The organism is Methylobacterium sp. J-026 (assembly GCF_022829585.1).
Classification (GTDB): Bacteria; Pseudomonadota; Alphaproteobacteria; order Rhizobiales; family Beijerinckiaceae; genus Methylobacterium.
Map to the genome: position 1 here is coordinate 16,327 of NZ_JAKSYC010000066.1, position 12,009 is coordinate 28,335.

The window sequence follows — 12,009 nt, forward strand, 5'->3', positions numbered from 1 at the left end:
CCACCCCGTCGCGGTGACGAATCTTCAGCGGGCCGTCGTCGACAACTGCGCCAGGAAGTTGCCGATTTCCCGGCGGCGCAGATCCGCGTCGAGGACCTCCGGGCCGATCCCGTGCCGCCAGGCCAGGCGACGGGCCGCCTTCGGGTCTGTCCCCTGCAGGCCGGCGATCTCGTCGGCATAGACGGCCACGGCCCGCGGATTCTCCGCGAAACCGGCCTCCACCAGGGCCGTGTCGCAGAGGCGCAGCATCGCGGCCAGCTCGTCGAGAGCGAGTTCCGGATGGTATTGCGTCCCCCAGAACCAGCCGGCGCCGTGCCGGATCTCGAGGGCCTGGATGCCGAGAACACGATTGCCGGCGAGCACGCGGGCGTTCGGGGGCGGCTCCAGCACGGCATCCGAGTGAATCGCCGGGGCATCCCAGGTGGCCGGGCGGCCGGCGAGCAGCGGATGGGTTCGGCCCTCCTCCGTCGGCGTGATCGCCCGGGCGAACCCGTATTCGGGCCCGCGCGGGTTCTCGGCGGCCGTACCGCCGGTCACCGTGGCGGCGACCTGCACGCCCCAGCACGAGCCGAATACCGCGAGCCCCGCCTCCAGGGCCGTCCGCATCAGATCGAGCTGCCGGTGCACCGCCGGCGTGTCCTCCGCGACCTTGAGGGTCGATCCGGTGAAGATCAGCCCGTCGAAATCCGCGAGGCCCGCCGGCAGGGCGGCGTCGGCATCGGCCGGGCTGACGAGGCGGCAGGTGGTCCCTGGTGTCAGATCCCGCACGACCGCCGCGTAGGATTCGGCCGAGGTCCGGCCCGTAGCGGCGACGTGCCGGTCGCGGGCCGCGCGATCGTTGCCGTCGGCGATGAGCAGGCGCAGCATGGGGTTCCTTCGTCGAGCGGGCCCGGACCGTGCCCGATCGCGGCGACCGTGTCCGCGCGCGGCTGGTCGCAGGGCGGGCGCGGATCGTCGCGCCCCGGCCCGTTTCGAAGCGATGCCGGACGGGTGACTCGGCTCCCGGTATTCAGAATGGCAGAATACAGTATCCGATGATCAAATCAGCCAGTTTGCCGCTGTGATCGGCGGATATATGGGGCGACATCCAAACAGGGGATGCGCCATGGCTGTTTGTGATTGTATCCAGCGATCGCGAATGCGGTTACAGGATCGACGGGGGGTTGGGATGCACGATCTCGCTCAGGTTGAACTCTACTGCTTAGAGGCCCGCGCATTGATCGCGCGCGCCGAGGATGCCGCGAATCGCCTCGGCCAGAGCGAGGCCTGCGACGGGCATCGTTTGATGGCGACGCAAGGCCTCGTGGCGATCCGGCACCTCCACAGGATCATCGAAACGCACCGAAACCGCTTGGCCTTCGAGGCGCTGCCCAACGCCGTCAGCCAGCCCGTCCCGCCCAGACGGACTTGGCTATCCGTCATGCGGCGGCACCTCTCGAGCGGAAGCCGCGCCCTGGAAACGCAGGCCTGATCCGCTCCGGCCGCTGCGCACGCTCGTCCGTCCTGCGCCGGGCGGACATGTCGGATGGTGGCCTCCCCGGCTTCGCCGCCCTGTCGGGGGCCTGACGGCCACGAACATGCGACGCCGAGAGCGGGGGGCGGAACCCCGCGACAGCCGTCGGCGGTCCCCGGCAGTTCGTGCGGCCTGGAAGGGTGGTTCAGGGAGGCGACGCCGTGATGAGAGCCCTGTTGATATGGCCCGTGCTGCTCCTGATCGGCGCGGCGTGTCCGGCCTTCGGAAAGCGGCTGCGACCGGTCGTCCATCAGGCTCCGGAGATCGAGACCCTCGTCAACCGGGCGTCCGACTTCCTGGAGGAGCGCGGCACCGGCGCCTTTGCGGACTTCAGGAGCAAGGGCAGCCCCTGGCGGTATGGCGACGTCTACCTGTTCGTCGTCGACATGCGCGGGATCGTCCTGTTCAATGCCGCCGAGCCCGACCGCGAGGGGCGGGATCTGCTCGGCGAACGCGACGCCAACGGGAAGCAGTTCCACCGGGACTTCATCGATACCGTCAGCCGGTTCGGGTCCGGCTGGATCGACTACATGTTCCCGAAGCCGGGTCAGTCCGTCCCCACCGTGAAATGGAGCTACGTCTGCCAGACGCACGTGGCGGGTTCCGAGGCGCTCATCGGAGCCGGCGTCTATGTCGAATAGCGCTGCCTCGCCCGCTCAGACCGTCCGTCGGGCCGCGAGCGCGAGGGCGAAGCCGAGGCCGGCGAGGGCCAGTGCGGCCAGGACCGCCAGCGCCGGGGCGGCGGCGGTGAAGCCCTCGCCGAGCGCGTCCTGATAGGCGGTGATCGCCCAGGCGTTGGGGGTGAGCCAGCCGGCCTGCTGGAGCCAGGGCGGCATCAGGAAGCGCGGCACCATCGAGCCGCCTACCGCCGACAGCAGCAGCACCCCGAAGGTCGAGGCGAGGTGCGCCTGCTGGCGCGAGGCCGCCAGTGCGCAGGCGGCGAGCGCCAGCCCCGCCGCCATCGCGGAGACCAGCAGGCACGTGGCCAGGAAGGCCGGCCAGTGCGGCCCGATCTCGACCCCGTAGAGCAGCGCGGCGGCCAGGAAGATCAGGCCCGCCTGCACGACGCCCTGGAGCGTCAGGAAGCCGAACTTGCCGAGCACCACCACCGGCAGCCCACCCGGCCCGGCCATGAGCCGCTCGCTGAGGCCGGTCTCGCGCTCCTCGACCAACGACATCGCCCCCTGCATCGCGGCGAACAGCAGGAACACCGCGGTGATCGCGCCCGCATAGTAGCTGATCCGGGCGTTGGCGGTGCTGGCCGCGGTACTGCGCTTTTCGACCATGTCGGCGAAGCTGAACGGTTCCTTCTTCGCCCGCTGCTCGGCGAAGGCCTCGTCGAGGAAGCGCCGTTCGTCCGGGCCGATCTTGCCGGTGCGCTCCACGTCGGCGACGATCCGCGAGAGGACCACGTCGGGCAGTGACTCGTTCAGAACGCGCTGGAACTGGCCCAGGGCGATCGGTGTCGCCAGGGCCTTGGCGGGATTCTCCACCAGCACCACCGGGCGGTCGGCGGCGCCCGGTGCGCCCTCGGAGGGTGTCGCGATCAGATCGCCGCGCAGGGCGAGCGCCACGTCGACCTCGCCCGAGCGCACGGCCCGGACCACGCCCGCGAGCTCGGTCTTGGGCAGGCGCGTGACCCGCAGGGACGGATCGGCCGCGAGCGCGTCGGTGAGGCGGCGTGTCGCGGCGGTCTGGACGAGGTCGGCGAGTCCGAGATGGATGCGGATCCGCTCGCCGGTCGCCCCGGAGAAGATCGCCGCGAAGATCGAGAAGATCACGGTCGGCAGGACGAACGCCATAATCAAAGCGGCGCGGTCGCGCAGCAGGCTCAGGGCCATCACGCGGAAGGCGGCGCCGATCATCCGGCCGTCCCGTCCCGCAGGGCGGGGATTTCGGCGTCGGTCACCGCGCGGGGCCGGAGCGCGTCGAGGTAGAGGGCCTCCAATCGGGGGGCGCGCACCCGGACCTCGGCCACCGGCACGCCCTGAGCGCGCAGGCTGCCGAGCAGGGCCGCGCCGTCGAGGCCGGACCGCTCCACCGAGCGCCAGGTCAGGCCACCCGGCTCCGCGACCGCGAAGCCGGCCCGGCGCAGGGCCGCCTCGGCGGGTTCGTCGGCCGGGACTGTGAGGCTCAGTTCCCGCTCGGGGACGCCCGTGCGCAGCTGCGCCAGCAGATCGGTGAGGCGGCCGGCGCGCACGATCCGCCCCTGCGCCAGGAACGCGACCCGCGCGGCGAGGCGCTCCGCCTCGGCGAAATCGTGCGTGGCGATCAGGATCGCGGTGCCGGCCGCCTTGAGCCGGTCAAGGACGGCGTGGATCGCCGCCCGGGCGGCGAGGTCGACCCCACTCGTCGGCTCGTCGAGGAGGACGAGGCGCGGCCGGTTCATCAGGCTAGCCGCGATATTGACCCGGCGCCGGTAGCCCCCCGACAGGGTCCCGACCGGGCGGCGCGCCACCCCGCCGATCTCGGCCATCGCCAGGGCGGCCTCCACCGCTGCCCGCCGGTCGCGCCGGGGGACGCCCGCGAGTTGGCCGAACACGCCCAGATTCTCAGCCACGGTCAGCTTCGGGTAGAGGGCGATCTCCTGCGGCACCCAGCCGATGGCCCGCCGGGCACCGCCCTCCCGGTACGGATCGGCCCCGGCGACGCGCACGGATCCCGCGTTCGGGCGCAGGCGGCCGGCCACGAGGCGCATCAGCGACGATTTGCCCGCTCCGTTCGGCCCGAGCAGTGCCAGGGTCTCGCCCGGGTCGAGATCGAGGTCGACACGCTCCAGGACCCGCCGTCCGCGGAGGTCGAGATCGACGCCCGCGATTCGGACCAGGGGATCGGCCATCGCCTCAGCGCCGGGGCAGGGCGCGGGCGAGGCGCACCCGCAGGGCTGCGCCCGGCTCTCGCAGCACGAACGCGGCCTCGGCGAAATCCGGCCGCGCCCGCCGCCCGGCGGAGCCCGAGAAACCGTAGGGTTCGAGGGGCAGGCCCAGCCCGGTGCGGTCGAGGCGGCCATTGCTGTTCGCGTCCTGAAAGGCCGCCACCGCGTAGGTCCCCGCCGGCACGCCGCGGAAGGTGAACAGGATGCGGTCGCCGGAGGCCGGCGCCTCGTCGCCCCGGGCGCAGGCGGCCTCCGACAGGCTCCCCTGGCAGAGGGCGATGCGCACCGGGCCGCCGCCGGGTTCGATTCCGTCGATCTCGACCTGCACGCTCGCGGCCGCCGCCGGCAGGGTAGCGCTGAGGCAGACCGCGAGGACAAACCCGGCGAGACCGTTCCGCCGGCCCGCCGGCCTGGTCACGAAGCCTCGCCGGAGGTGGCGAGCGGTGCGGTCTCGGGGATGCCCGCGGTGGCGGCGGCGCGGGCGCCGGCCAGTTCCTCGATCAGCAGCCGGGCCGTGATCCGGGCGCCCTCGTAGATCACCGGCAGGCCGGAGCCCGGATGGGTGCCGCCGCCCACGAGGTAGAGTCCCGGCCCGAAGCGGTTGTGGGGCCGGAAATACAGCATCTGCATCAGGTCGTGGGCGAGGTTGAAGGTGGCGCCCTCGTGGACGGCGAAATCCTCCTCCCACTGGGTCGGGTCGATGATTCGCTCGTAGCGGATCCGCGACTCGACATCGCCGAGGCCGAGGAGTTTCAGCCGCTCCAGGATCAGGCTCCGATAGGTCTGACGGATCGACGGCCAATCGATCCCGGCCTTCAGGTTCGGCACCGGTACGAGCACGTAGAGGGCGGTGTGGCCCGGGGGGGCCATGCCGCCGTCGGTGTAGCCCGCGTGCTGCACGTAGAGGGACGGCTGCATCGGCAGCGTGCCCTCGGTGATCTCGCGGATGTTCTTCTCGTAGCCGTCGGCGAGGAGGATCGTGTGGTGCCCGAGGCTGTCGGGCATGGATCCCTCGAGGCCGAGATACAGCATGAAGGTCGAGCAGGAGAGCCGGGCCTTGTGGATCTTCGCGTCGCGCCAGCGGGGGCGGTGCCGCTCCGGGACCAGGGCCCGCACCACCTTGGCGAAGTCGCCGTTGATCAGTACCGCGTCGGCGTTGAAGGTCTCGCCATCCGCCACGACGCCGCTGGCGCGCTTGCCGTCGAAGGTCACCCGCTCGACGGTGCTGTTGAGCCGGACATCGACGCCCATGCGCCCGGCCAAGCCCGCCATCGCATCCGAGACGGCGCCGCAGCCGCCGACCGGGTGGTAGACCCCGTGCTCGTATTCGAGGAACGACAGGATCGTGAACAGGCTCGGGCACCGGAACGGTGACATGCCGAGGTACTTGGTCTGGAACGAGAAGGCGAGGCGGACCCGCGGGTCGGCGAAGTGGCGCTTGAGATCCTTGTCGACGCTGCGCCCGGGATGCAGGTAGGGCAGGGCCGCCAGCATCGCCGGGCTCGCCATGCTGCGCAGGGTGTGGAAGGATTGCTGGAGGATCGGCTTGAAGTAGTCGAGCTTGGTCCGGTTCTCCGTGAAGAACGCCTTGACGTGCTTGGCATCCTCCGGCGCCAGGCGGGCGATCTCCTGCTCCATGCGGGCAATGTCGCCGGTCGCCCGGATCGTGCCAGAGATGCCGTCCGCGCCCTCGAAGACGAGGTGGTATTGCGGATCGAGCCGTTCGAGCTTGACGTGATCCTCGAGCCGCTCACCGCAGCTCGCGAAGATGTCGGCGAGGATCTGGGGATAGAGGAAGAAGGTCGGTCCGATATCGAACTTGTAGCCGCCCGGCGCCGCCACGGTCTTGGTGCGGCCGCCGACCTGCGCGTCCTTCTCGAACAGCGTCACGTGGACTCCGGCCCGCGCCAGCAGCAGGGCGGTGGCCAAGCCACCCGGACCGGCGCCGACCACGGCTACCCGGCGTCCGGTGAGCGCCCGCAACCCATTCCCAGACTGAAGCAACGCCGCCGACTCCTGCCAGAATCCCCCGAACCACAACCGTTAAGCTAGACCGCTCGACGCCCGCGGCAATTGCTGCCGTTTGTCGCGCGCAGAACAGCACAGGCTTCGAGACCCGTGAAGGGCCGTCGACCGGTCCCCGCGGGGGTATCGCACCGGAGGGGCGGAACCGGGGCAAACCACCTCATGCCGAACGCGGCCTGTCGGGGCCGGGCTGGACCATGCGCCACAGCCACAGCGCGGTCAGGATCAGCGACAGCGTCGCGGCCGCTCCGGTCCATTCCAGGGCGCCCCAGCCGGCCCAGCGGCCGGATCCGAGGGCGCGCACCAGCAGCGGGCCAGCGATCTGTCCGGCGGCGAACGCTGCGGTCATCTGCGCCAGCAGCGGCGTCGGATCGTCGGGCCGCACCTCACGGGCCAACTGCAAACCGGCCATGGTCGCGACCATGAAGGTGCCGCCCACGAGCACCGCCGCGGTGGCGATGGCCGGGAGGCTCTGGACGAACAGGGGCAGGGCGGTGCCAAGCGCCATGATTCCCTGAGCCAGGGCCCAGATCCGCTGGCGGGACCCGTGCGGCGCGAAATGTGCCACGGCCGCGACCGACAGGGCGGCGGCGAGGCCGAAGAGCGGCCAGGTCAGCCCGAAGACGAGCGGATCGGGCGCCAGCGCCCGCGCCATCGACGGGAGGAACGTCGCCGGGACGATATAGCCGAACCCGAACGTCCCGTAACAGAGGACGAGGCTCAGCTGCCTGCTCCGGCGGCGCGGCACGGTCGCTGCGGCCGCGTGCTCCGTAAGCGGGGCCGTTTTCGTGTCGGGCCCGGAGGGCCGCAGCGCGGATAGCGCCCAGACGAGGAGCGCGCCGGCGCCGGCGACCGCGCCGAGTTCCAGCCACAGCCGGTGTGCCGGCTGGCGTCCCCCCAGCCATGTCAGCACGCCGGCCAGGGCGATGCCGAGCCCGACGCCCGTGTAGATCCAGGCCCCGGACCGTCCGGCCCGCTTCCGTGCGAGTTCGGCGAGGCACCAGCCGCTCGCGCAGACCAGCGCCCAGGCGCTGAACACGCCGGCCGCCCCCCGCAACGCGAGGCCGAGCAGCGCGGTCGCCCCGGCATCGACCCCGGACATCGCGAGGGTCGTCAGCGCGACGCCGACCAGACTCAGCAGCAGGCCGCGACGCGGGTCGCCGGCGAACCACGCGGCGGTCAAGGCGCCGAGGAAGTAGCCGACGTAGTTGGCGGCCGCCCATTCCGCGCCCGACGCGGTGCTCAGGGTGCCGTCCCGGATCATCAGCGGTATGAGCGGCGTGAAGGCGAAGCGGCCGATCCCCATGGCGACCGCGAGGGCTACGAGGCCGCTCCCGACGATCGGCCAGTTCGTGCGGCGCGGCGCGGCGGGGATGGAACGTGTCGTGCTCATCGACCGCCGATTGAACACGCGCCGACCGCCCTTGGAAAACGAATTCTCGCGCTGCACCGTGCTACCGGGCACCGGTGGATCTCGACGACCTGCGCCTTGGACGTGCGAATCGCTGGCCGAATTCTGTCTCCGCCTTACGTGTCGAAATCATCCGCCATCACGATGCGTTCCATGGGTCGTCTACGGCAATTCGTTGCAGAGAATGTCTACGCGAAGCTGTTCCGGTCTCCGCACTGGCGCGTCGGCTGGCGGCATGTCTCGGGTCCCGACCTGTGGGACACGCAATCGCTGGCGGACACGCGCTGGAACCGCCTGCCGGATCCCGGCATCCGCTTCTTCGCCGATCCGATGGCGATCGCGCATGGCGGGCGGACGATCCTGTTCGTGGAGGATTTCCACCATCACCGGCAGAAAGGCGTCATCTCGGCCGTCGAGCTGACCCCGGCCGGACCCGTCGGGCCGGTGCGCCAAGTGCTCGAAGAACCCTGGCACCTGTCCTACCCGCACGTGTTCGAGCACGATGGCGCGATCTGGATGATTCCGGAAAGCTGCGAGAACCGTGAGGTCGTCCTCTATCGCGCGGACCCGTTCCCGGATCGTTGGACCCGCGAGGCCGTGCTCATCGACGGAATGCCGTTGACCGACGCGACCCTCGTCCAGCACGACGGTCTGTATTGGCTGCTCGCGACCTTGGAGAATCCCGGTTCCGCCTCGGCGGATCTGTGCCTGTTCCACGCGGCGAGCCTCTTCGGCCCGTGGCGCCCCCATCCGGGCAACCCGGTGCTGCACGACGCCCGCACCGCGCGCTCGGCGGGGCCGATCGTGCGTCGCGACGGTCGCTTGTGGAGACCGGTCCAGGATTGCAGCCACCATTACGGCGCCGCCGTCGGGTTGGCCGAGATCACGCGCCTCGACACGGCCGGCTACGAACAGAATGTCCGGAACACGCTCGCCCCGTGCCAGGCTTGGCCCGGGCGGCGGCTGCACACGCTGAGCCAGTGCGGCGGCTTCGAATTCATCGACGGCTCGGCCAATGTGTTGCGCTGGTCGCCGTTTGCCGGCGGGACCTGAACCGCCGCGCAGGGTGCTTCCTGGCGACGGGGACGCCGATGGTGCTTAGGGCGCGCGATCGAGCGATGCGTGCGCGCCGTGGTCCGATCCGACGTGCTCGGCCAGGGCCTCAGACCGTCGTCCCGAGGGCTGGCCGTCGGGTCTCGGGAGAGGGACGACGCGCTACGAGGGTTGAAGCAGCGATCGATAGACGCCGATCGTCTCGTCGGCCATGCGCTTGCAGGACAGCCAATCGAGGTTGGTTCTCGCGGCCCGGCGCCACCGTTCCAGTTCCACCGGATCGCGCAGCACGCGCCGCAGCTCCTGCGCCAGGAAAGCCGGGTTGTGCGGCGGGATCAGGATGCCGGCGCGGCCATGATCGAGCAGTTCCGGGATACCGCCCACGGCGGTCGCGATGACGGCGCATCCGGCCTCTCGCGCCTCTGCGACGGCGAGGGGAAAGGCTTCGGTATGCGATGCGAGCACGAAAACCGAAGCCTCCCGCAAGGCTTGGTAGGGTTTGGCGATAAAGCCTTGGAAGTGGATGCGGTCCGAACCGTTCGCCTGGGCTTTGAGGGCTTCGAAATAGTCGCGGTCGGGTCCCGAGCCCAGAATCTGGAGCGTGGCGTCCGGAAACTCGTTCGCAATGTCCCCGAACGCGGAGATCAGATCACCGACGCCTTTCCTGCGGTACAGGCCCGCGACGGTGATGATCACGGGCGGCCTGCGACCCGGAGGACGCACCTCCCGTGCATGGACCTCCGCCCGGCGACGTGGCGATTGCAGGATGCCGTGCCGGACCACGTGCATCTTGTCGTAGCGGAAACCCCGCTTGTGAAAAGCCCGCCGCCCGCTCTCCGATAGAACGATGACGCGATCGCCGGCCTGCATCAGATTCGATGTCAATCGCCATTCGTTGTGGACGGTCGTGATCAGACCATAATCTCCGAAGCCGGCCAGATCTCGACCCAGCCGCATCAGCACAGCGCCGGTCATCATATGGGCATGGACGATATCGGGCTTGCGTGACCTGATGATCTCCCGGAGTCGAGGCAAGGTTCTGAAGAATGGCCATCCGGATCGAATATACATGTTTGCGTATTCATGATGAATATTAAATTCAGATAGAAGATCTAAATACCCGCCTCCGGAGCTGACGAACGACACGTCGTGTCCGGCCTCGGATTGCATGCAGGCCAGATCGACGGCCGAATTGACGATTCCGTTGCCTTTGTTGACCAACTCGTTTGCGGCGTGCAAAATTTTCATACACGGCTCCGTATCGAGCTTGTCGTGCCGGTAATAAGTTTTGCCAATACGATTAACATCTTGAGCTGGTTGTGATGCGCACCGTTGAAACTTCCATTGCCCGGGGGCTTGGGAGTGGCAAAACGGTATGGCCTAATTTCCAGCGGTATTATGATGACAGTAACTACGTAACACGACTCTAATCGCGCCTACCGCCCGGTATTTGCCGGATAAAATTTGGGCGGTTGCATGAAACGTCGCCGCGGCAACACCGCCTGACCGGCTGTGGCGCCTGAAAAGGCGAGCCGCGGCCTGTTTCCCTCGACGCGGCGCCGAACCGCGATTCGGCCGGGCTTGCATGGTCGCCGGGGGGCGCAAAGGGACCACGCATCTCCGTGACGGCCAGCGCAACGCCCCCGCCGCCCCGACGTTTTCGCGTGCGGACATCGAGCGTTGAAGATGGGGCGCGAGGGATCGCACGCTCACCGTCGCGCCCGTCCGCTTCGCCGGTCTCGGACCCGACACCGTGCCGCTTTCCGGGGGCGCGGTGCTCTCCGCGTCGAAGACCCCGTCAGTTGCTCAATCGGACCGACGCCACGGCGGTCGAGAACAGCTGGAGCATGGCGGCCGTGATGTCGCCGCCGGACGCGACGGGGAAATACAACCCGTCCGACGCGCACGATTTCAGCGAAGGCCCGATCTGGTTTTCGTAGGGTCGGACATAGGAGTTGTAGAAACTGTTGTCATAAAGCGGAAGATACTGCGTGTAGATGATGCCGATGCGGACGTTGTTGTTTTTCAGCGCCTTGCACGTCGACGGACTGAAGGGTCCGATGAAGCGATTGCTCTGATACTGAAAGCCCGCGCTCTGATTGGTGACAGTGCCCCCTGTATCCTCGACGCCATCGGTCACGAAGAACAGGAACCGGATCGGCGACGCCGCGGTCGAGCCGGTGCCGCTGGCCGGAATCGTCGTATTCATTTTGGTGATGGCGCGTTCGAAATCGGACTGATTGTCGGATTGATTATAATACGCGTAGGCAATGTCGATATTGGCAGCCGCCGTCTTGATCTGGCTCAGGGTCGCGGTCATCGCCTGAAGGCGCGTCTGTGTCGTGGAATCGTTGAAGGTCCACATCTCCATCTGGAACTGCTGCGGCAGCGACATGCTGGCATTGGCCTGATCGACCAGCGCCGACACGGCATCGCGCAGGACCTGGATCCGCAGCTTGATGTTGTTTTTCTGAGCGATGTGATAATTGTCGTTCAGGTTGTCGCCGGTCACATTGCCCGAGGAATCGAAGGTATGCTGATGGCAGGCAAACGCACAGCCGCCGGTGGCATTCTTCATGTTGTTGACATCGGTGTCGGTCGCGGCCAGCCCCATCGACGGGGAATTGTCGAGTAGAAGATAGAAATTGATATATTGGAACAAATTGCGGGTGCTCGAAGCGGTCCCGCCGATATTCATCGTCACGACCTTCATCATCGAGGCGAGACTGGTTTTCACGGTCGCGGTGTAGCTCGCCGTGAGGCTCAAGGTCGACGCCCCGTTGACCGGCGTCCCGGGGGTGAACGACGTGACGGTCACGCCGGGGACCTTGGCGGCCTCCGCGCGGAACTGCGTCTCCATGTTCTGAAGATTGGTCGTCGAGATGGAATTGGTCTTCTGCGACATGACCGCGAGCACGGCGCCGTCGAGGGCCGTGTCGAGCCGCGCCTTGACGGCGTTGCGTCGGCCGTAATCGATCGCCGCGGCCGAGGCGAAGAGGATCGGCATCGCCACCAGGGCGAGGGTTATCGCGACCTGTCCGGACCGGGCGCGGCCGTAGCTCAGCACCCGATGTCTGACGTACCGGTTCACCCGGCCAGGAAACGAGGACAGGGCACCCTCCCGCAATCGTG

The 12,009-nt window shown here is 68.6% G+C and carries 11 protein-coding genes; 3 read left to right on the top strand and 8 right to left on the bottom strand.

What is annotated here, in order from left to right; all coding sequences use genetic code 11:
• Window positions 1–24 precede the first annotated feature (24 nt).
• Window positions 25–867, bottom strand: a complete 843-nt coding sequence (locus MKK69_RS06190; protein ID WP_243966859.1) for a type 1 glutamine amidotransferase — start codon at window positions 865–867, stop codon at window positions 25–27.
• 301 nt (window positions 868–1,168) lie between these two features.
• On the opposite strand from MKK69_RS06190, the gene MKK69_RS06195 reads away from it, so the two are divergent.
• Entirely contained in the window at window positions 1,169–1,471 is a 303-nt protein-coding gene (locus tag MKK69_RS06195) for a hypothetical protein (protein ID WP_243966861.1), read from the top strand.
• Window positions 1,472–1,677: 206 nt separating this feature from the next.
• The gene (locus MKK69_RS06200) at window positions 1,678–2,154 is read left to right on the top strand and encodes a cache domain-containing protein (protein WP_243966863.1); all 477 of its coding nucleotides are present in this window, start codon (window positions 1,678–1,680) and stop codon (window positions 2,152–2,154) included.
• A gap of 15 nt (window positions 2,155–2,169) precedes the next feature.
• Here the strand turns inward: MKK69_RS06200 and MKK69_RS06205 are convergent, their stop codons facing one another.
• The 5 genes from MKK69_RS06205 to MKK69_RS06225 form a co-directional block, all read right to left on the bottom strand.
• On the bottom strand, window positions 2,170–3,378 hold the full coding sequence (locus MKK69_RS06205) for an ABC transporter permease (RefSeq protein WP_243966865.1): 1,209 nt from the start codon (window positions 3,376–3,378) through the stop codon (window positions 2,170–2,172).
• Window positions 3,375–4,352, bottom strand: coding sequence for an ABC transporter ATP-binding protein (locus MKK69_RS06210; RefSeq protein ID WP_243966867.1), 978 nt, complete (start codon window positions 4,350–4,352; stop codon window positions 3,375–3,377). Before MKK69_RS06210 ends, MKK69_RS06205 begins: the two co-directional genes overlap by 4 nt.
• 4 nt (window positions 4,353–4,356) lie before the next feature.
• On the bottom strand, window positions 4,357–4,806 hold the full coding sequence (locus MKK69_RS06215; protein WP_243966868.1) for a DUF2141 domain-containing protein: 450 nt from the start codon (window positions 4,804–4,806) through the stop codon (window positions 4,357–4,359).
• Window positions 4,803–6,392: a phytoene desaturase family protein gene (gene crtI, locus MKK69_RS06220; RefSeq protein WP_243966869.1), complete on the bottom strand. Its 1,590-nt coding sequence runs from the start codon at window positions 6,390–6,392 to the stop codon at window positions 4,803–4,805. Before crtI ends, MKK69_RS06215 begins: the two co-directional genes overlap by 4 nt.
• A gap of 181 nt (window positions 6,393–6,573) precedes the next feature.
• Window positions 6,574–7,806 carry a YbfB/YjiJ family MFS transporter gene (locus MKK69_RS06225; RefSeq protein ID WP_243966870.1) on the bottom strand — a complete coding sequence of 411 codons (1,233 nt, stop codon included), beginning with the start codon at window positions 7,804–7,806 and terminating at the stop codon, window positions 6,574–6,576.
• A gap of 171 nt (window positions 7,807–7,977) precedes the next feature.
• Here MKK69_RS06225 and MKK69_RS06230 point away from each other — a divergent pair, with 171 nt between their 5' ends.
• A complete protein-coding gene (locus MKK69_RS06230; protein ID WP_243966871.1) occupies window positions 7,978–8,877 on the top strand; it encodes a hypothetical protein in 900 nt (299 codons plus the stop codon).
• A 162-nt stretch (window positions 8,878–9,039) separates the two neighbouring features.
• On the opposite strand, the gene MKK69_RS06235 is transcribed toward MKK69_RS06230, so the two are convergent.
• Both MKK69_RS06235 and MKK69_RS06240 read right to left on the bottom strand, forming a co-directional pair.
• Entirely contained in the window at window positions 9,040–10,125 is a 1,086-nt protein-coding gene (locus MKK69_RS06235) for a glycosyltransferase family 4 protein (RefSeq protein ID WP_243966872.1), read from the bottom strand.
• A 550-nt stretch (window positions 10,126–10,675) separates the two neighbouring features.
• Window positions 10,676–11,944 (bottom strand): TadE/TadG family type IV pilus assembly protein, encoded by a 1,269-nt coding sequence (locus MKK69_RS06240; RefSeq protein WP_243966873.1) that lies wholly within the window; start codon window positions 11,942–11,944, stop codon window positions 10,676–10,678.
• Window positions 11,945–12,009 lie beyond the last annotated feature (65 nt).

Bases quoted from the DNA above. Each gene is read 5' to 3' on its own strand.
- MKK69_RS06205 (WP_243966865.1), bottom strand. From the start codon at position 3,378: ATGATCGGCGCCGCCTTCCGCGTGATGGCCCTGAGCCTGCTGCGCGAC.
- MKK69_RS06225 (WP_243966870.1), bottom strand. From the start codon at position 7,806: ATGAGCACGACACGTTCCATCCCCGCCGCGCCGCGCCGCACGAACTGG.
- MKK69_RS06200 (WP_243966863.1), top strand. From the start codon at position 1,678: ATGAGAGCCCTGTTGATATGGCCCGTGCTGCTCCTGATCGGCGCGGCG.
- MKK69_RS06190 (WP_243966859.1), bottom strand. From the start codon at position 867: ATGCTGCGCCTGCTCATCGCCGACGGCAACGATCGCGCGGCCCGCGAC.
- MKK69_RS06235 (WP_243966872.1), bottom strand. From the start codon at position 10,125: ATGAAAATTTTGCACGCCGCAAACGAGTTGGTCAACAAAGGCAACGGA.
- MKK69_RS06210 (WP_243966867.1), bottom strand. From the start codon at position 4,352: ATGGCCGATCCCCTGGTCCGAATCGCGGGCGTCGATCTCGACCTCCGC.
- MKK69_RS06195 (WP_243966861.1), top strand. From the start codon at position 1,169: ATGCACGATCTCGCTCAGGTTGAACTCTACTGCTTAGAGGCCCGCGCA.
- MKK69_RS06230 (WP_243966871.1), top strand. From the start codon at position 7,978: ATGGGTCGTCTACGGCAATTCGTTGCAGAGAATGTCTACGCGAAGCTG.